The organism is Zobellia uliginosa (genome assembly GCF_018860745.1).
Lineage (GTDB): Bacteria > Bacteroidota > Bacteroidia > Flavobacteriales > Flavobacteriaceae > Zobellia > Zobellia uliginosa_B.
Window position 1 is genome coordinate 64042 of record NZ_JAHKPY010000005.1, and the last position, 20630, is coordinate 84671.

At 32.3% G+C, this 20630-nt stretch carries 23 protein-coding genes; 21 read left to right on the forward strand and 2 right to left on the reverse strand.

Translation table 11 applies throughout. The annotated features are described in order from the left end of the window. The first annotated feature begins 61 nt into the window (after positions 1-61). A complete protein-coding gene (locus KO521_RS09825) occupies positions 62-2269 on the forward strand; it encodes a S41 family peptidase (protein WP_215939754.1) in 2208 nt (735 codons plus the stop codon). Between the two features lie 201 nt (positions 2270-2470). Here the strand turns inward: KO521_RS09825 and KO521_RS09830 are convergent, their stop codons facing one another. Both KO521_RS09830 and KO521_RS09835 read right to left on the reverse strand, forming a co-directional pair. Beyond that, complete coding sequence (locus KO521_RS09830; RefSeq protein WP_215939755.1) at positions 2471-3622, reverse strand: serine hydrolase domain-containing protein; 1152 nt, start codon at positions 3620-3622, stop codon at positions 2471-2473. A gap of 5 nt (positions 3623-3627) precedes the next feature. Further along, the gene (locus KO521_RS09835; RefSeq protein ID WP_215939756.1) at positions 3628-4278 is read right to left on the reverse strand and encodes a hypothetical protein; all 651 of its coding nucleotides are present in this window, start codon (positions 4276-4278) and stop codon (positions 3628-3630) included. 409 nt (positions 4279-4687) lie between these two features. Here KO521_RS09835 and KO521_RS09840 point away from each other — a divergent pair, with 409 nt between their 5' ends. From KO521_RS09840 to KO521_RS09935, 20 genes are all read left to right on the forward strand, one after another. Next, complete coding sequence (locus KO521_RS09840) at positions 4688-5392, forward strand: hypothetical protein (RefSeq protein WP_215939757.1); 705 nt, start codon at positions 4688-4690, stop codon at positions 5390-5392. 237 nt (positions 5393-5629) lie between these two features. Continuing rightward, entirely contained in the window at positions 5630-6313 is a 684-nt protein-coding gene (locus KO521_RS09845) for a hypothetical protein (RefSeq protein WP_215939758.1), read from the forward strand. Between the two features lie 1060 nt (positions 6314-7373). Next, positions 7374-8111, forward strand: coding sequence for a hypothetical protein (locus KO521_RS09850; protein WP_215939759.1), 738 nt, complete (start codon positions 7374-7376; stop codon positions 8109-8111). 279 nt (positions 8112-8390) lie between these two features. Beyond that, positions 8391-8954, forward strand: coding sequence for a TetR/AcrR family transcriptional regulator (locus KO521_RS09855; protein ID WP_215939760.1), 564 nt, complete (start codon positions 8391-8393; stop codon positions 8952-8954). Positions 8955-9008: 54 nt separating this feature from the next. Further along, positions 9009-9815: an SDR family NAD(P)-dependent oxidoreductase gene (locus KO521_RS09860; protein WP_215939761.1), complete on the forward strand. Its 807-nt coding sequence runs from the start codon at positions 9009-9011 to the stop codon at positions 9813-9815. Positions 9816-9820: 5 nt separating this feature from the next. Next, positions 9821-10003, forward strand: coding sequence for a YgaP family membrane protein (locus tag KO521_RS09865; RefSeq protein ID WP_215939762.1), 183 nt, complete (start codon positions 9821-9823; stop codon positions 10001-10003). A gap of 1 nt (position 10004) precedes the next feature. After that, entirely contained in the window at positions 10005-10421 is a 417-nt protein-coding gene (locus KO521_RS09870) for a hypothetical protein (RefSeq protein WP_215939763.1), read from the forward strand. A 160-nt stretch (positions 10422-10581) separates the two neighbouring features. Further along, positions 10582-11283: a DUF3667 domain-containing protein gene (locus tag KO521_RS09875; RefSeq protein ID WP_215939764.1), complete on the forward strand. Its 702-nt coding sequence runs from the start codon at positions 10582-10584 to the stop codon at positions 11281-11283. 68 nt (positions 11284-11351) lie between these two features. Next, entirely contained in the window at positions 11352-11519 is a 168-nt protein-coding gene (locus tag KO521_RS09880; protein ID WP_215939765.1) for a hypothetical protein, read from the forward strand. 359 nt (positions 11520-11878) lie between these two features. Then, positions 11879-12118, forward strand: coding sequence for a hypothetical protein (locus tag KO521_RS09885; protein WP_144709182.1), 240 nt, complete (start codon positions 11879-11881; stop codon positions 12116-12118). Beyond that, positions 12102-12434 carry a hypothetical protein gene (locus KO521_RS09890; protein WP_034645839.1) on the forward strand — a complete coding sequence of 111 codons (333 nt, stop codon included), beginning with the start codon at positions 12102-12104 and terminating at the stop codon, positions 12432-12434. Before KO521_RS09885 ends, KO521_RS09890 begins: the two co-directional genes overlap by 17 nt. A 133-nt stretch (positions 12435-12567) precedes the next feature. Next, positions 12568-13329 carry a hypothetical protein gene (locus KO521_RS09895; RefSeq protein ID WP_215939766.1) on the forward strand — a complete coding sequence of 254 codons (762 nt, stop codon included), beginning with the start codon at positions 12568-12570 and terminating at the stop codon, positions 13327-13329. Positions 13330-13490: 161 nt separating this feature from the next. Continuing rightward, positions 13491-13913, forward strand: a complete 423-nt coding sequence (locus KO521_RS09900) for a hypothetical protein (protein WP_215939767.1) — start codon at positions 13491-13493, stop codon at positions 13911-13913. After that, the gene (locus KO521_RS09905) at positions 13906-14523 is read left to right on the forward strand and encodes a hypothetical protein (protein ID WP_215939768.1); all 618 of its coding nucleotides are present in this window, start codon (positions 13906-13908) and stop codon (positions 14521-14523) included. Before KO521_RS09900 ends, KO521_RS09905 begins: the two co-directional genes overlap by 8 nt. A gap of 194 nt (positions 14524-14717) precedes the next feature. Then, positions 14718-15188: a hypothetical protein gene (locus tag KO521_RS09910; protein ID WP_215939769.1), complete on the forward strand. Its 471-nt coding sequence runs from the start codon at positions 14718-14720 to the stop codon at positions 15186-15188. Positions 15189-15468: 280 nt separating this feature from the next. Continuing rightward, positions 15469-16008: a hypothetical protein gene (locus KO521_RS09915; RefSeq protein WP_215939770.1), complete on the forward strand. Its 540-nt coding sequence runs from the start codon at positions 15469-15471 to the stop codon at positions 16006-16008. Positions 16009-16209: 201 nt separating this feature from the next. After that, positions 16210-17376, forward strand: a complete 1167-nt coding sequence (locus KO521_RS09920; protein ID WP_215939771.1) for a DUF4062 domain-containing protein — start codon at positions 16210-16212, stop codon at positions 17374-17376. Between the two features lie 230 nt (positions 17377-17606). After that, complete coding sequence (locus KO521_RS09925) at positions 17607-18428, forward strand: HNH endonuclease (RefSeq protein WP_215939772.1); 822 nt, start codon at positions 17607-17609, stop codon at positions 18426-18428. Positions 18429-18657: 229 nt separating this feature from the next. Then, on the forward strand, positions 18658-19056 hold the full coding sequence (locus KO521_RS09930) for an NUDIX hydrolase (protein ID WP_215939773.1): 399 nt from the start codon (positions 18658-18660) through the stop codon (positions 19054-19056). Positions 19057-19995: 939 nt separating this feature from the next. Then, positions 19996-20472 (forward strand): SRPBCC family protein, encoded by a 477-nt coding sequence (locus tag KO521_RS09935; RefSeq protein ID WP_215939774.1) that lies wholly within the window; start codon positions 19996-19998, stop codon positions 20470-20472. The last annotated feature ends 158 nt before the right edge of the window (positions 20473-20630 follow it).

Below are 20630 nucleotides of genomic sequence, written 5' to 3' on the forward strand. Positions count from 1 at the left end.
GCTGGTTTGCTCCCGTACTGTTCATAGCTAGACCGTTCTCTGCAAGTTAAAAAACGAATCGATGAAAAAAATACTAATAGTATTACTGACAATTGTTTCGATCAGTTGTCAAGCCCAAAAACCTGAAAAATACAATCTCGGTTTTGAAAAACAGAGTGACAGTGCATCACTTTCTGACGGATGGGTTAAATGGGGTAATTATGAATTAACAACAGATTCCTTTGCTCATTCAGGCACAAAATCAGGAAAAATCACATCTGACCAAACAGGAAGTTCTTTTGGGAGTATTGCATACAAAATCCCAGCAAACTATGAAGGAAAAGAAATAAGACTTGAGGGATTTATGAAAATCAAAGATGTTGAAAACGGATTTGCAGGTTTGTTGTTAAGAGTTGACGGGAGTGGTACTTCTTTGGCATTTGACAATATGCAAAATCAAAACATAACAGGGACTAGGGATTGGCAGAAGTATAATATAACTCTCAGCTATCCAGAAGGAGCAGAAAATATATTTATTGCAGGAATACTTACAGGCAAAGGCGAAGCTTGGTTTGATGATTTTGTTTTATCAATTGATGGTAAAAATGTACAAACTTTAAAAGAAGTAGAAAAAAAATTATCAAAAGCACAACTTGACAAAGAATTTGATAATGGGTCTTTAATTGAGTTTTCTAATTTGACTTCTGAAAATACTGAGAACCTTGAATTGTTAGGCAGAGTTTGGGGATTTCTCAAATATCATCATCCCGAAATTGCAAATGGAAACTACAATTTGGACTATGAACTTTTTAGGTTCTTACCACAATACGTTAAGGCAGAAAACACTATCAAAAGAGATAAACTTCTTATTGAATGGATTAACTCTTTTGGTCAAGTAAAAGAATGTACAAAATGTCAGCCGACAAATGAAAATGCTTTTCTGAAACCCAATATGGAATGGATTAACAATCAAAGTGCAGATTTGAAAAACAAATTGCTTTACGTTTACAACAACCGTTCACAAGGTAAACACTATTATATCGGGATTACTACAAATGTTGGCAACCCCGAATTTAAAAATGAAAATCCATATTCAAATATGCCTTACCCAGATGATGGCTTTAGACTACTATCACTTTATCGGTATTGGAATATGATTAACTACTTTTTCCCATACAAACACTTAATGGATGAAGATTGGAACAAAAAATTAATAGAATATATTCCGCTATTCATAAATGCAAAAAATGAGTTGGAATATGAATTGGCAACAGTTCAAATAATTGGTGATATACAAGATACTCACGCAAATCTTTGGGGTGGAGCGGACAAAATTGATGAATGGAAAGGCTCAAACTATCCACCAATACACGTTCGTTTTATCAAAAATCATTTGGTTGTCACAGATTATTACAATCAAGAATTAAAAAACAAAGTTGGATTAAAAATTGGTGATGTAATTACCAAAATAAATGGCAACCCAATCGACAAAATCGTAAATGAAAAATCTAAATATTATCCAGCTTCAAATGAGCCAACAAGACTACGAGATATTTCGGCAGACCTTTTACGCTCAAACTCGAATAATATTGAAATTGAGTTTGTTTCGGGTAATTCCAAACCTCAAACAAAGAATCTTAAACTATACCCAAAAGATAGCCTTGACATTTATCGTTGGTACAGAAAAAGTGATGGTAAATCCTTTAAAATGTTGGATAACAACATAGGCTATGTTACACTTCAAACAATCAAAGAAGATGATATTGCACAAATCAAAGATGATTTTAAAAACACTAAAGGAATGATCATTGACATCCGCAATTATCCGTCAACTTTTGTTCCTTTTAGTTTAGGTTCTTATTTCGTTTCTTCTTCCACACCTTTTGTGAAATTTACGAACGGAAATGTTGATAACCCAGGCGAATTTACATTTACAAGTAATTTAGAAATTCCGAGTCAAGGCAAAACTTACAAGGGGAAATTAGTTGTATTAGTCAATGAATTATCTCAAAGTCAAGCAGAATATACTTCAATGGCATTTCGAGCAGGCGATAATACTAAAATTATAGGAAGTACAACAGCAGGAGCAGACGGAAACGTATCAGCAATTATGCTTCCCGGAGGATTAAGAACAATGATTTCAGGAATTGGGGTTAACTATCCAAATGGCGGTGAAACGCAAAGAATTGGAATTGTTCCAGACATAGAAGTTCATCCAACCATTGAAGGAATAAGACAAGGAAAAGATGAATTACTTGAAAAAGCGATTGAAATCATCGTGAAGGAATAAAACCTGCAGAGAACAATGTATATAAAAAATAGGCGAGATAGTAATAAATTCAAGGCTTTTGGCTCGTATCAAACTTTGTGCTTAAACGATAGTTCAGTGCTTCGAATCGCCTACTTTTCATATACTTAACGTTGTAATCAATAGCTAAAAAAAACAAATCAACTCCACTTGCCATTAGATTATAAGCTAAATTGATTTTTTCTAATCTAACATTAATTGTAGTAAATCAGAAATCAAGAGTTGACGTTCATCGGGTTGGACTTGAGCATTAAAAAGCAGTACCAAAGCGTTTTTTCCTTCTAGGTCAAGAATCATGGTTGAGCTAAAACCCGCTGTGTCTCCGCCATGCCATAAAAAAGTTTTTTCAGGTAGAGCCTTGTTTACATATTCATGCCAACCCAAACAGCTTCTTACCTTGAAAAAATCAACATCTTCATATTCATTAAAATAAAGAGTATGTGTCATTTTAATTGCATCCCCAAGCCTTGATTCAGATGGATTAAGGTTTGCATAAGCATATGTTAATAAATCCATCATTGTTGACTTAATAACACCTGCCCCATCTAATGCATTTAAAGATTTCCAGTAGTCCGCTTCTTTACCATTAAGTCCATAACCTTGCGCCCATTGGGCTAAATTCGTTTCATTAAAATAGGCTGTAGTATTGTTTAAATTCAAAGGCTCTGCGAGTTTTTGGCGAAGTACTTCTCCATAATCCATATCATAATTGCGTTCTAAAATGGTGCCTACCACACCCATTCCAGCATTAGAATATGAGTATTGAGTAAAAGGGTCTGCATGCAAACGAGCATTTTCTAAAAACGAGTATAAACGCCGATTATCATAATCGGCGTATGCCTTTGCAGGATTCTTTAGAAGTTTAAAATTACTCGGCATTCTAGCTAAACCAGAAGTATGGGTAAGCAAATGTTTAAAATTAACCTCTATTCCATTTCTATTTAAAGTTGGCAGGTCGTCAGGGAGGTAGGATTTTATCGGTGTATCGACGTTTGAATCTTGTTCTAAAAGCATTTGCGCAGCCATTATTGCGGTAAAAGTCTTTGTAATAGAACCTATTTCATAAAAGGTGTTTTCATTTGGTATTGTTCCATTCCCTTTTTTAGTTTCACCATAACCATAAAAAGAGATGTCCTCACCCTTAATAATACCAATTGATAGACCAACTGTATTTAATTTATCCTTGTAGGTCTCATATACTTCATTAACAGCAATATCCGTTGAAGAAGATAATGGATTATTAGTAAGTTCTGCTGGTACAAATTCAGCTTTAGAACATGATACGAGAAGAAGAAAAGAAAACGCTAGTAAAACAATGTATTTTATTTTTTTCATACCCACTAAAATTTACATAAGATACCTAGAGAAATACCATATTCAAATCCCTCCGTAATTTTTGCATATTTCCCACCATCCAATTTGATTAACTGATACCCTATAACAGGTGCGAAAGAAGCTGATTTTATTTTAAAAATATCATAACTGTATTGTAATTTAATGGATGGTCCAAAATTACTTTTAGTACTTTTTTGTTTTACAAATTCACCTTCTGAATTATATTCAAAACGGTCATATAAGAAATTTGTTAAAATATAGTTCCCAGCCAAGGTTACCCTAATAGCACCACGTTTAACAGGCTCGAAACGATATTGTATTCCGAGACCAATTATATAACGGTTTTCAGTTTCTTCTGAATTATAGAAGCCTAAAGATGAATAATAGGCAAAAGAATGTTTACGTTTATTGTAAAAATCTTTAGCATAAAAGCCTGAAGCGCCAACATCTAATCCATCCCAGAGGTCTAAAATATAGGTGTCTAAAAATAAACCTGTAGTAGTAGCTTTTTTTGTTTCTAGTTCATTATTGGTTTGTCCATACCCAGTTGAAAAGCCTAAAATGAATAGAATTAATACGGGAAATTTAATTGAATATTTGATGCTGTTCTTATTTTTAGATGATTTACTGAAAGTATTTTCTTGTAAACACAACATGGTTCTCTACAATCCAAAACTAGTATTTTACAATTTTAGTACTTGACTTAAAAAGTTAAATTAAATGTAATTTGTAAATGAAGCTCCTCTCAGTATAACACAGATGGACATTATCAAGACGCAACAGATGAGCAGATGGACTTTACTCGGTCGGAAAAAGACGGAATCGAATTGTACCTACTCGGACGGGAAGCTACTGATTACAACAAAACCTATAAACAATACGGGCTTTGGGTTTAAACCAATGGGTTTGTGTATTTTTATGAGGTCGCGAAATCTTTGGGATTTCGCTTTGACACAAAAAAAGAAAAAACAAAACCAAAAGATTTCGCTATGTGCGTGGCGGAAAGTAAACGCCAGTTTGCTCCCGTACTGTTCATAGCTAAACCGTTATCTGCAAGCTCAAAAAATGGAGAAAATAAAAACCGACATCAATGTAGGTCAACAAATATTCGACAATGTACCGAGTGCTGTTCGTCCAGATTGGGCTGGTTTAATTTTAAAGCGATTTGATAGACATATTGACAAATTACCATCGGAAATAATCGGACTTCAGGAAATCATTGAGGATTCGAAAAAATGGAAAGATGCTCACGAACAATTTACTGCGATTAGAAGATTGAATCTAAAAAACACAGATTCTGAGTTTGAGATATATCTATGCCTTGCAGAATGTATAGCTAAAATCACATACAATGCTACTGGACTGCCCGCACCTTTCGACTCTGATAGTGGATTTTACATTCCGCGATTAGCATTAAAATTTGCGGATACAATTTCGGATGAACATTTAAACCAAGAAGTAAAAGCAACTATTCTAATTTTCAATAGAAACAAAGGGCTTCGAAAAAGTGTGAAAGCTGCTAAAGACCTAATTACATATAAAAAAATAGACGACATCCTTTGGTATGACTGGGACCCAATTGGAATTAATGATGTTGCTCCCAGAGATGAATATTCTAGTTACGTGGCAGGTATTTTTAGTTTAAAAAAGGAAGGAGCAGACCGAATAAAAATAGGAAAAAGACTTTTGGACTTAGAAACAAATACAATCGGAATGCCAAGTGATTTGGAAGAGTGCCTAATCATAGCGGATAAAATATTAGCCCTGTAAAAAGCCAGCAGATAACAAAACCTATAAACAATACGGGCTTAGGGCTTAATCAATAGGTTTGCGTATTTTTATGAAGTCCGCAAAATCTTTGGGATTTTGCTTTAAACAAGGAAAAGAAAAAACAAAACAAAAAGATTTTGCTATGTGCGTGGCGGAAAGCAAACGCTAGTTTGCTTCCGTACTGTTCATAGCTAAACCGTTGGCAACAAGCTGAAAAACGTAATTAATTATACGGAAATGAAAGTAATATTAGGAATATTTTTATCGTGCTTTTTATTACAAAGTTGTAAGTCACCTTCAGATTTTGATTTAGCAAAAATCACACTGAATCAAGACAAAATTTCGGACGTAATTCCAAAAGATATAAAATTGAAAACTTATAATATTGGAGTAGCTGATGGTGATTATAAATATACATCAACAGGTTCAGATAAAATATTGATTTTTAATCAAATAAATTTTTCTGGAAAAAATCCAAAAGCTAACTATGAAAATAAAGCTGCATTGTATTTTAATACTCAGGATAGCGTTATAACTAGATATCAATTAGAAACTTTAGCAACTGAACAAAGTAAAGAACTACTTCGAACACTTAAAGAAAAATTAGGAAATCCAAATTATACTGGATTTAGAAGAGCAAAAGACAAAATTCAAAATATTCCTGACAGATTTATATGGGAAAAGAACGAAGAAAATACTCTATACCATCTAACCTATTTAAAGCAACATTATGGAATAGATGCAACTCTAAATGTTTTACCAATAATGGAAACCTATCCAGCGCTACCAGGAATTAGTCATTGGGAGAGCTTTACAAGTAGGCGAAAAAAAAGAAAAGACCCAAATTTCACCTATCAACAATACTTAAAAGAAAATTTAGCAAAGGATTCAGACGACATTCAGAATAAATTGTCTGAATAACAAATATATCGAATAAAGCCAGTTGCCAACAATGGCTAAACGTAATGCGGACTTAAGGGCAAAACCGAAAGGTCTGTGTATATTTATAGTGTCGCTAAATCTTATGGATTTAGCTTTAGAATAGAAAAAATAAAACTAAACAATAAGTTTTAGCTTAGTGCAAAGAAGGAAACGAAAGGTTTACTTACTACCGCACTAAGCTTAGCCCAACCGTTAGCTGCAATGGTATAAAAACAGTCTCACCAGCAAACATCTTCTAAAACAAAGGTCATTTTAGGGACGTAAGTCCTGAATTTTATACGATTTTAAAAAAATCAGAAATGAATTGTTGAGCAGGGTTGTGTGGATGGACATCACTCTCGCGTAATCGTTGCGCTGATGGACCTTTTAGTTAGTTTGCTTAATAGAAGAACAATCCACAAAAATATTTGCAAATATTTTAGAAAAGTCTTCTTGACCTTTTGTCCCCTATACTTCTGCGGGAGTTACTGCCTTTTTTGTTAAAGTGAGTTATAATAGTCCAAACTAAAACAACTGCAACAACTGCAGCCATAGCAATGTTTATACCAGTTATATTATTCATAAATTCTTGTAAATCCATAAAATAAATATACTAAAAAAAATTGAATTTCTGTTCAGATTAGAATGCAAATTATTGATTTTCAATAAAATATAAACTTTTATTCTTTTGGAATTGAAAACCTTAAGGAAGCGCGTCAATGGACTTTTTAGCAAGTTTGCACAAATGGACTTCACTCCTACCCAATCATTATGTAAATGGACTGGTTACGGAATAAAAACGCAAAAAAACGCAAAGTTTCGTGCTAACTCAAACGAAACCACAGCAGCTAACAAAACCTAAACGTAATGCGGACTTTAGGGCAAAACCGAAAGGTATGTGTATATTTATAATGTCGCTAAATCTTATGGATTTAGCTTTGGACAAGAAAAAATAAAACTAAACAATAAGCTTTAGCTTCGTGCTCAGACGGAAACGAAAAGTTTCCTTACTACCGCACTACGCTTAGCTCAACCGTTGTAAAACATTTACGAAAAACCTATGAACAGAATTTTAAGCCTACTAATTTGTACTTTTTTAATAACATCTTGCGGAAATAAACGTGATGGAGAACAAAAAACTGGAATACTATCGAATTTTATAGATATAACTGATAATGAGGACGCTGGAGTAAAAGAAATTCTTGATTTTTATGGTGGACAATGTAAGTATGCAATTGGAGCTTCGGCTTCAACAAAAGATGGAAGTAAAAAATACTTTGAACTTGAAATGAGCCAAAGCGAAGCGATTGAAGAACGACTGAATAAAGTACACTTACCTTCATCGAATATTGCATATATATTCTTCAAAAACCTAAAAGAAGAAAAAAAGAACTATGATGCAATTCACGTTGTTTTGATTTCTGAAGATAAATCTGAACAGGAATTCAAATTTCCTATTTCGACTCTTGAACAAGTCCAACAAAGAATGGCTTTGAATGACAAAACGATAAATATATTGAAAGAAAAAAAGTTTGAGGAGCTAAAACCTATGCTCAATAACGAATTAATAACTTTCGATAAAGAAGAACTTATTTCTCGCTTAATGGAACTTGAACCACAATTTGGAGATGTAAAAGAATATCGCTTTTTCGGATTTAAAGTTGTTCCATACAAAGGAACTGAAATACTGCATCTATCTGGAGCTTTACTAAGAGAAAATCAGAATCACGAATTTAGTATAGATATAGATTTTAAATCGGACAAAGACGAACTTTATCAATTACAATATGCACTTTAATTAAAATAAAAAAACGTTTTACAACACCGTGTATAATTAATTGCTTTGGCAAGTGCTTATTTTGAAAATTCCTTCGGAATTTTCTCGCGTTCGTTTTTGTTTACTAAATTAGTTGCTTAAACACGCAACTAACCATACACAAAACCGTTGTACCCAATTAACCCAAACAACAACCTCACTACTCAAACTGAACTAAATCTATTGAAATTATAAAATAAAAGTTAAAATATTTTTTTATTTCTAACCGATTGTTTAGTTTTGTCCTGTAATTGAATATTAATGCCAAGAACAAAGAAATATAGCGAACAGGAAGTTCTCGAAAAAGCAATGAATTTATTCTGGAAAAAGGGTTATGAAACTACCTCTATGCAGATGCTTGAGAAGGAAATGGGAATTAATAAGTTTTCCATTTATTCAAGTTTTGGCAGTAAGGATGGCTTATTTGTTGAGAGTATGAAATTCTACAGAAAGCGTTTAAACACAATCACTAATAAATTACAGAACTCAAATAACGGAATTATTGGAATTAAAGAATACTTCTATAGTTTTATTGATTTCTCTAAAGAAAATGATTTATGCAAAGGTTGTTTAATTACCAATACTGCAAATGAAGTTGATAAAGATGCAGACCAAAATATACTTGCCCAAATCGTAAAATTCAGTACAGATGTTAGACAACTATTTATAAAAAATTTAGAACAGGAAAACACCAAAGCAACATCAGAAATTCAAGAACTAGGAGATTATCTAATCATTTCAATGGTTGGTCTTTCTTCAGCATCAAGAATTTTTAATCAAAAACAACTAACCAATTATATAGAAAACATTTTCAAACAATTATAATATTTTTTTAATCAATAACTAAATGATTGTTTAGTTATGTAAAACAAACTCAAAATGAAAAATTTAAAATACAAATATGGGAATAAAGCATTAGTGACTGGTGGTTCATCAGGAATTGGAAAGGCATTTGCTTTAGAACTTGCAGAACTTGGAATTGAACTAATTATAGTTGCAAGAAACAAAGAGAAATTAAAATCCATTGCAGAGAAAATTTCAAATAAGTACAATATTGTTCCTCAAACTTACTCTGTTGATTTATCAAACGAACAAGCTATCATAGACTTTTTAAAAGATATTGATACACAAGAAATTGGAATGCTTGTTCATTGTGCAGGAATGGAAAACAACGGTAGTTTTCTTAAAATTTCAGAAGAAAAAGAATTACAAATGATTAAACTGAATGTCACTTCAACCTATTTACTGACTAATCATTTCGCAAAAAAAATGTCAGCAGTTAAAAAAGGAGGTATTTTATTAATATCAAGTATGGCTGGATTAATGGGAACACCATATTTCAGTAATTATGCTGCAACGAAATCTTATGTTCACAATTTAGGACTATCGTTATATCCAGAACTCAAGGCGAATAATGTAGATATCAGTGTTCTCGCACCAGGTTTAACTGAAACGAATATGGTTGCTGATAATGGAATTGACTGGTCAAAATTACCTATGTCAAGTATGAAACCCTCTGAAGTTGCCAAAATATCATTAAATAATCTCGGAAAAAAAGGAACAATAATTCCCGGATTTATGAACAAAATGATGGTCTTTATGGCTAAAAGAATTTTCTCTATTAAAGGGTTTAGTATAATGAATGGTTGGATGATTAGAAAAGCAATTTCCAATAACAAAATATAATAACAATGAAAAAAAATGTTGGAACTACAGAACGAATTATACGAGCTATTCTTGGTCTAATTATTATCGCATCAGGATTTTATTTTAAATCTTGGTGGGGAATTGTCGGAGCAATAATAATGATGCCTACTTTTTTAGCTTGGGATCCGCTTTATGCTATTTTAAATATTAATACATTAAAAAGATAAAATGAAAAAATCAGTTAAAATCATAACAGGATTATTAGGCTTTGGAATGTTAATTCCTGGAATAGCCAAGTTTTTTGAACCATTTAAAACTTGGATTTATAGACAAGTATCGATTACTGAAATGCCCTTCCCAGAAATAATGCAATATTTTGTAAAGTTTGGTGAAGTTGGTGTTGGACTTGCACTATTATTTTTAGTATTTAAGGCAGATAATTTAGACAGTTCTATAAAAAGAAAATTATTTTATTTAAGTAATTTGACCGTTGCAATTATGATGGTGGTTGCAATTTATGTCCATTTACACCCTGATGTTCCTGCTGAAATTTTACCAATGGAATCTAAACCACCATATTTAGCTATTTTTTACTTAATTCTAATTTCAATTAACTTCTATTTGAATCGAAAAGTAAAAAAATAACTGGGTACAACAACGTATATAAAAAATAGCGGTTTAGGTAACTACCTGAACCGTTTTTGTGTTTTATTGGGTATATTGCTTTCTGAAAAGTTAGTTCTTCAAAATCCGCTACTTTTCATATACAAGACCGTTACCACACATTTTAGAAAAAATCGAACATATGAATAATGCCGTTAAAAGGGAGGAACTCAAAGAAATAGAAAACTTCGAAACTTTGGAAAGGATTGACGGAAAATATATTTGGAGTGAAATTAGTAGCGTTCTAAACTTTGATAAAGGAATATTTTATACCATAAAAGAATTGTTTGTAAGACCAGGTCAAACAGTTCGTGAATTTCTACTTTATGATAGAAAAAGACTTGTTAAGCCAATCATTTTTGTGATTTTTAGCTCATTATTTTTTGTGATAGCTCAACAAATATTAGGATTCAATACTGGGTCAGCACCAGATAATATAGAAAGTGATGGAGTTAAAAAAGCATTTGAATGGGTTGGAAAGAACTTTGGAATTGTAAATATTGTTCTGGGTTTTTTTATTGGATTCTGGATTAGGTTGTTCTTTTTGAAATCAAAATTCAATATTTATGAAATATTTATTTTAGTTTTTTTTACAATCGGAATTGGAAACTTAATATTTTCATTTTTCGGTATTGTGGAAAGTATTTCAGGTTTTGATGTAAATAATCCTGCATACCTTTTTGCGCTAATATATTCTTCTTGGGCAATTGGAAACTTCTTTAACAAAAAGAAAATTTCGAGCTATTTAAAAGGTTTACTGGCTTATCTTTTTGGAACAACGACAGGCTCCTTTCTTATTTTTTTAATTGGAATATTAATTGACCTCTTCAACAAAAGTGGTTAAGATTTGCTATTAACTAAAACCTCGAATGTAAAACATAGAGGAATTATAATGTATAAATAACCAACACAATGAAAAACTTTTTCACTTTAAAGAATCTCAAAATAGGTTTTGGATTCGCAACAGGATTTCTTATTTATGATTACTTTGTTCATGGAGAATTAAATTGGATTGCGGCTATAGTTACGGGTATAATACTGTCAGCATTAATGCCCCTTTTTTATAAAAGTAAAAAGTAGCAAATGGAATTTCCAATCTGAACGTAAACGGAATATACAATCTTTACGCAAATGGATTTCACTCAAGTGCAACTGTTGCGGATGGACTTCCAACTCTGGTGGGCTAAAGCGGAAATGCCAACTCGGACGCAAAAAAACGTGTGGTAACAATACCTAAACGTAATGCGGACTTTAGGGAGAAACCGAAAGGTCTGTGTATATTTATAATGTCGCTAAATCTTATGGATTTAGCTTAAGACAAGAAAAAATAAAACTAAACAATAAGCTTTAGCTTCGTGCGAAGACGGAAACGAAAAGTTTCCTTACTACCGCACTACGCTTAGCCGAACCGTTGGGCACAATATCTGAACAGAACGCAAATGAAAGAAAATAAAGATAGAGTGATAATCGCAAGTGACGTAAATGAACGTGACGGAATCGGAATTGAAATCTATCGAAATGACGAATTGATTGCGGAAATTTTCAGAGACGACACAGAAAAAACTAGAAAAATCCGAATATTTAAAGAAAATATATCACTTGAATTAATGGAGGAATGTATTCAGACCTTTAAAAAAGAAATACCTTGGGAATTTATAAAATATGACGAAACCGATTAAAATATTATTGTCAATTCCATCGATTGTCGGAATTGTTTATATGTTCACTTTTTTGAGTGTTGATTTTTTCAAATGGATTACGAATAATGTTGTCGGATTTGAATATCAAGGACCAATTGTTAACGGACTGATTTTAATACAAATCGGGTATCTGATTTATCGACTTTGGAATTATAAAAATGTAGAGAAAAAAACAAAAACTGAATGGACTTGGCTTTTAGTAATATTCAACTTCATTTCAAGTTTATTCTTCATTTGGAAAAAAGATGCTGAATTAAATAATATGAATAAAAATACTGTGCCCAACAATGTATAAAAATAATGCTAAATTAGGTGCTTAATCAAAGGTTAGTGCAATTTTGTTACGTCTGATTTTCCTGCGGAAAATCCTCGCACACAAAACCGCACTATTCTTATACTAGACCGTTACCACACATTTGAGCGAACTAATGAAAAAAGGTATATTAATAACAATAATTGGAATTATAATTATCGGAATTACATATTTCGGAGTTGAAATGTATGGCTTTGCAAAAGGAGTAAAAGAAGATTCTCAAAAACAAATCGTAATAAAAGAAAACGAATTTATTGTAACTGGAAAAACGGAGGAAATTATTGTTAACGAACAAATAGGTGAAGAAGAATTGACAATATGCGAAGAACAATCTAAAAATGGCATAATATTCAAAACTTGCCTAAAACAATATAATTTATTTACTCTGAAATCATCAGAAGGAGATATTTTATACAAAAACGACAACAATCCTTCAGAATATATATTCACAGATTTTAACGAAGATGGTTTTTTAGATATTGAACTGCATTTTATGACAAATGTTCCTGGAGTGAATGAAATTCTCATTTTCAATCCAAAGTTGAAACAATTTACAGAAATAGAGAACTTTTCAAGCTTTCCTGCTTCGATAAAAATAAAAAACACGGATTATTACTATTCTTATCAAAGAAGTGGTTGTGCTGACTCGAATTGGGATAGCGATTTATATTATTTAAAAGAAAATAAAGCTGTAAAAATTGGAAATATCCACGCTATAGAATGCGACAATGAAAATGACACCGGAATTTATATTTACAAAATTAACGGAGAAAATAAGAAACAAATAAAACTCATTCCGATTAAGAATAAAGACCTTGAGAATAAATGGAAATTTATAGAAAAATATTGGACTGAAAATTATAAGAAATTTGAATAAAAACGTGTGGTAACACCGTATATAATTTATTGCTAGTTCTAGCCTACTTACGAAAATCCTCGCGGATTTTCTATTCGGTTTTTATTTGCTAAATTACGTGCTAAACCACGCAACAAACCATATACAAACACGTTACCTACAATATTGAAGAACCTTAAACCATGATTTACCAAATACCGTATCAGGTCTATGAATTCAACGGAAAATTAATTGACCGACAGACTTACGAAAACTTAAAAAGTGCGTTCGATGCTAATCCTTACTTGGATTTTCCAGAACCGAAGTCATATTTTCAGGAACATCGGAGCGAATCAATGATGGTTCTTGTGCCATTTATGATTTGCTTGGTTCTTGTGCCATTTGGAGAAATGATAGATGGGACTTTTTTGATGCTAGTTTTAGCCATTTCTTTCATCTTTTTACTTTTTGGTGTAATTTTTCAAATTTCACAATTCCGTTCATTTCAGAAAGCAAGAAGAAAACAAAGAAAATTTTTCAATAATCTCAAACAAGATATTATTGCGTCTGAGAATTATCAAGATTTAGTTTCTCTTCAACGTAAAAGAAAAATTCAATATGTCTAGTAATAGAAGTGGTGGTGGATGTTCACTAATTATTTTAATCCTCCTTGGTATTTATTTGGCATATCAGCATTTTGTTATAACTCCAAGAGAAGATGCAATCGAACTTCAGGAACAAATTGACTTTTGGGGGGAATCGACTGTAAAATATTTTGGAACATTCGATTGCGAAAACTTAAACCACACGGAAATCCAGACGGACATTGAAGTTTTCTTTGTGCTATTTTCGGGAAAAGACGATAAGTGTGAGATTAACGACTACATTATAAAGGATTTTGAACAAAGTTCAAAAGTAAGTCCATATTACAGCAGAGATATTGACAAAGCAAATGTTATTGTTTGGCTAGACATTGTCTCAGGTAATGTAGAAGGCAAATATTCAAACGGAGCATCTGCAATTAGAAATCAAGTGGAACTAAAGTTGATTGACAAACATTCAAAAGCGGTTTTCAGGACTGAAATTTTCGACGCTGTAGGTTCAGCACGAGATGAAATTAAGAGAAAAGGTGGAGACAAAAGACCAGAACATTTTGGGAGAATTCCATATTTTGATATTATAGAATTTTTACACTCCGAAATAAATACTGTAGGTAACAATGGCTATAGCAAATAGGGCAAAAAGTGCAATATTTAAAGGCTTGGGCGTGTTTACTAAATCCGCCAAATCTTTTGGATTTGGCAATTGAAAAAAGAAAAATAATTACAAAACAAAAAGCTTTGGCTTGTAGACCAGACGGAAACGAAAAGGTTTCCTTGCTGCCCTACTTGCCATAGCCGAGACGTTACCCAACATTTAAAGAAACATCATTGAAAAAGGTAATATTCTATATTATAATAGGTTTAATTTATTCTTGTGATTATGTGAGAAATCAGGAAATTCCAGACAAAGCAAATATTTTGGAAGAATCAACGGTCTGTTCTCCTGCGGCATATAGAATAAATAAGATTGATTTAAAAAATAGCGTACCACTTGACGAATGGCAGGATAATTTAACGTGCGAAGGTTATTCGAAAAGACCGATGCAACAACCTTGGACACCATATAAACTTCTATCTGAAAGAAGAAAAAAAGAGATTCTTCAGATGTTTGATTTTTTTCACAAAAATTACCCGGAATGCAAGGTACTCCAGGATTTGAAGTTTGAAGAGGGATTTTTTGGTGCCTGTATCACAGAACAATTTTATCAGTCCAAGAACGAGATAAAAACTAGCTTTCACACAATGTTTATTTTGAATAAAGAAAAAAAAGTCCTCTACACTATTAAAGATTTAAATTGAAACATAAGTTCTTGAAAAACCAACAGATGGATTGATAAATTTTATCGAAATTAAAAAATTAGCCTAAATTCGGATTGGAGAAAATTATAGGTTGAGAGAATCAGTGAAACAAAAAACGTTGGGTAACAAAGGCTATACTCAATGCGGGCGTAAGTGCCTAAACCAAAGGTCTGGGCGTGTTTTCGAACACCGCAAAATCTTTTGGATTTTGCTTTTACGCGGGACAAGATAAAACCAAAACAAAAAGATTTTGGCTATTGCGTGGGGCAAAAGCAGTTTCATGCAGCCCCGCACTGAGCATAGCCGAGACGTTGGCACCAATTTAAAAATGACAGAAGAAGTATTAAATACATATCCAAACCCGTGGGATTTTTTTAATGGAAACCCTCAATTGATTTCAAATGACGGAATTAATAAAATTGAGTATGACAATTTAATGGAAATTGCAATGGGTGCGCCATTGGGCGGACCTTGTTCTTGGATTAACCAAACTGGGGAAAAACAAATATTGGAAAAATGGTGTGGCGGACCCGCTTTATGGAATACCACAGGGACTAAAGTTGCCATACCAGGTTGGACAAGAAAATTCCTGAGAGGGACTGTCCAGCAGATAATGGTTTTAGATATTGAAAAAAGAGAATTGATTCGGTATAAAAAAATATTTAATGTACTGGATTTACGGACTTTTGATGGTAATGAAATTTGTGGATATGACAGCCCAATGTATCGTAAGAAAATTGTGAGGTTTGACCTTTTAGCGGAAAAAGTAACTGAAAGGAAAAAAATAAAAACTGGTGCCAACAACACCTATAGCAAATAGGGCGTAAAGTATTAAATTTAGTGGTTTGCGCTTATTTACTAAGTCCGCCAAATCTTTTGGATTTGGCTTTTAAAATGAAAAAAATAAAAACAAAACAAAAAGCTTTAGCTAAGTGCGCAGACGGAAACGAAAAGTTTCCTTACCTGCCCTACTTGCCATAGCTTAGACGTTAGGCGTAATACACAAACTTCATTTAAGAATATGAACAATATAAATATTTTTATCAGTTCAACTTGCTATGATTTAGCACAAATTAGAGTTGATATTTCAGAATTCATCAATAACTCTGGACATAATCCTATCTTATCTGAGTTCGAAAATTTTCCAATTACTCCAGAGTTAAACACAATAGAGAACTGTATTAAAATTGTGAAAGACAATGCTGATATTTTGGTGCTTATTGTTGGTAATAGATATGGAAGTATAATTGATAATGGAAAATCAATTACCAATAATGAATTTTTAGTAGCTAAGAAAAAAGGAATTCCTATTTTTTGCTTTATTGATAAAACCACATTAAATGCATTAAGCTTTTGGAGAAAGAATAAAGAAGGGGATTTTTCTGATATTGTAGATAACACACAAATATTTGAATTTATAGATGACATTAGAAATAATTCAAAAATTTGGACTTTTCCTTTTGATAAAGCGCAAGACATAATAAGTACCCTAAAAATTCAGTTATCTTATCTTTTTAAAGATAGTTTAAAGGCTAAAAATAAAATAGATGAAAAAATTTCTGATTTTTTTCAATTAAACCTTTCCGATAAAGCTCTGAAAATCATAATTGAAGAAAATACAATGTTTGAATATATGTTCTTAGCTCAAGTTTTTGTAGACGAAATTCAAAAAAATGAATTTTTAAAAAATGACATTGAATATTCCATTTTAACAGAACCCAAACATACTGTTAACGATTTAAATGATATTCCTATTTGGGCAGGAGAAAGACTTGCAACTGCACAAAATCTTATTGGAGGTTTTTCTAGTTTAGTAAATGATGCTTTAATTAAGTTTTTAAATGAGCCTGGCAAGCCTGCTGATTTAAAAGGGCTTTATTATGTCGCCCTAAAGTACTCTCAATTATATAAAAGTCTTTTAAATTGGAGTATTGAAACGAAAAGTACATACATAGACGAAGAATATAATCACATAAAAATGGATCTTTCAGAATTAATTTTAAAACCATCTGAACAGATTTGGAATTTTCCTTTTAGAATTAAAGAACAATTAAAACAAGCTAAAGAAAAAGTTCTCAATGGGGAAAAAGATATAAGTTTAGAGTTCAAGCTAACATTAGAAATGGATGAAAATGTTTTAGATAGAGTTAATGCAAACACAAGAGAATTAGGAAACTTGATGATGTAATAAATTACTACGCCTAACAAGGTGTATAAAACATAGCTAATAAGTGTTTAACCTAGAGGTTTGTGTTTATTTACAAAGACCGCCAAATTTTTTAATTTGGCTTTTTAAAAGAGAAAATTAAAAACAAAATATAAAAATTCGGCTCTGTGTTAACCCGAAAAGTTAGTGTCTTTTTGCACGCTACGTTTCATACACAAACCGTTGCCAACAATTAAAACTAACCTAGAGAGTTGAGACCAAACATTTCTGAAATAAGATATTTTGAAACTTACTACTTCGCAAACATTGTGAATAATATTTTAAATGACCCTTTCGAATATTTACGTTCTCTAAATGATTTTTTCGGAGATGAAAATTATGTGAATTTTATTGAACCATTTCCTAAAGTTTCCCGGTTACACGATTTTATAAGTTTTATAATTGATTCTATAAATTATGATGATACGAAAGAAGCTGAAAATGAATCTTTTCTTAATGGAAAAAGAAAGTTGTGGATTGAGTTAGCTCTTGAGCATTATGAATTAGAATATGATAGTTTTCAAGATTGGCTAAAAGAAAAAGACAAAAATATCTCACAAGCAATAGATGATGACATTGCCGACTATTTTAGAGATTTAATGTTTTATGGCCCTTATGAAGAACTATTAGAAAAAATGTCTGAAGAAATTTTCTTTATACTATTTTTAAATAGACAGACTTTACAAAGATTTAACCAATTAATTTCTCACCAAATTCAGGACAAAGAATTAGACGAACTAAATCAGGAGGATTTACCTTATTTTAGAAAAAATGGAGTTTTAAAAAGAGTAAACATTCCTAAATGGGTACAAAGAGCAGTATTACACCGTGACCGAGGAATGTGCGCTAGCTGTAATAAAGACGTAAGTGGACAAATTAGTATAGGTGAAATTGGGAATTTTGACCATATAATTCCTCTAGCAATTGGTGGAATTAATGACGTTACAAATATTCAACTTTTATGTGAAAACTGTAATAAGACAAAACAAGCAAAAAATATCCCAACCTCAATAAAATATGAAAAGTGGTACTAAAAATAACTGTTGGCAACACTATATATAGCAAATTGGGCGATTAGTTTTTAATCCAAAGGCTGTTGTCTATTTACAAAGTCGCCAAATCTTTTGATTTGGTATTAAAATGAAAAATTAAAACAAAATAAAAAGATTTGGCTTGGGACTAAACCGAAAGTTATTTTTTATTTTCTGCCCAACTTGCCATATATTTAACGTTGTAGTGCATTTTGACAAAATTTTTGCAAGAATGAAGGAAGTCGATAAAATCGCATTTATAGAAATAAAAAATGGACAGATTCTAAGCACCAAATCCAAAGGGAAATCGAAATATTATATTCCTGGTGGAAAAAGGGAATCTGGAGAAACGGACGAGCAAACTTTGATTAGAGAAATATCCGAAGAGTTAAACGTACGGATTGATAATAATACGATTGGATACGTTGGGACCTTCAAAGCTCAATCTGACGGAGCAAAAGAAGGAGTTATTGTAAAAATGACTTGTTACAAAGCGGAGTATGAAGGAATTATGGAACCGACTAGCGAAATTGAAGAAATTAGATGGCTAAACTATAAGGATTTGGACATCATATCTGAAGTGGACAAAAAAATATTTAAATTTCTAAAAGATAACGGAGAATTGGAATAACCAATCTTTACGCAAGCAGAAATGGACAAGTTTGCGGAAAAAAACGCACTACAACAATGCCTAAACGTAATGCGGACTTTTGGGCAAAACCGAAAGGTCTGTGTATATTTATAGTGTCGCTAAATCTTATGGATTTAGCTTTGGACAAGAAAAAATAAAACTAAACAATAAGCTTTAGCTTCGTGCGCAGACGGAAACGAAAAGTTTCCTTGCCTCCGCACTACGCTTAGCCTAACCGTTGTCATTAATGATAAAAAATATTTCGACCGATAAACAACTTCTAAAACAAAGGTCATTTTAGGGACGTAAGTCCCGATTTTTTTTGGCTTTTCTCGAACTCTAAAATGAATTTCTGAACAACTTTGCGCAAATGGACTTCACTCCTATCTAATCGCTGCGCAGATGGACTTCTTAGCAAGTTTGCGCTGATGGACCTTACTCAGACGCAACTGTTATGTTGATGGACTTTTTAGCTTCGTTATGAAACAACCAATCAGAACGCAGTAATACGCAAGCAAAACGTGCCAATAGTGCGAAAATCACTAATGACAACAAAACCTATAATTAATTGCTTGGGATTTTCCTGCGGAAAATCTAGCGCAATTTAATTAACTTAGTTGCGTGGCGGGAAATCCTGCGGATTTCAACGCCGCAACTAATCATAGCTAAACCGTTAGCATACATACTCTAATAATTTTAATCTAATTGAGAAAAGTAAAAGACTTTTTTGTAAACCTGATTGACACCTATCCAATCCATTTTGGAATATTGTTTTTAGTCCTTGGCATCCTAGTTTTTGTCTATCAGATTAGGAAAAAAGAATCTTTTAACATGAATAAGCATGACTTATTCACTTGGAAAGCTTTTGTAAATACTTGGGTGGTGGCTCTGATATTAATCATGTTTGGCATAACCCTACTGATTAGAAACTTCTAGATTATGCCAAGAATAGAACTAAAAACTCTAATAAACGCCAATAAAGAAATCGTTTTTGACTTATCTCGGAGTATCGACCTTCACAAAATTTCTATTGAACACACCAACGAAACTGCAATTGCGGGAAAAACTAGCGGATTAATTGGAATGGATGAATCTGTTACGTGGAGAGCAAAACACTTTGGGATCTATCAACTGCTTACGTCGAAGATTACGGAATTTGAACGCGCCAATTTGTTTGTAGATGAAATGGTAAAAGGAGCTTTTAAGGGTTTTAGACACGAACATCATTTTACGGAATCGAATGGCGGGACTTTGATGACCGACTATTTTGATTATGAATCTCCTTTTGGAATCTTGGGCAAGTTAGCGGACAAGTTATTCTTGCTAAAATATATGACGGACTTATTAGCAGAGCGGAATAGAATCGTAAAGGACTTTGCGGAAACGGACAAATGGAAAAAAATAGTTGCGGAGTAAAAAAGTACGTATGCTAACAAAACCTAAACGTAATGCGGAGTTTAGGGAAAAACAGAAAGGTCTGTGTATATTTATAAAGTCGCTAAATCTTATGGATTTAGCTTTGGACAAAAAAAATAAATCAAAACAATAAGCTTTAGCTTCGTGCTCAGACGGAA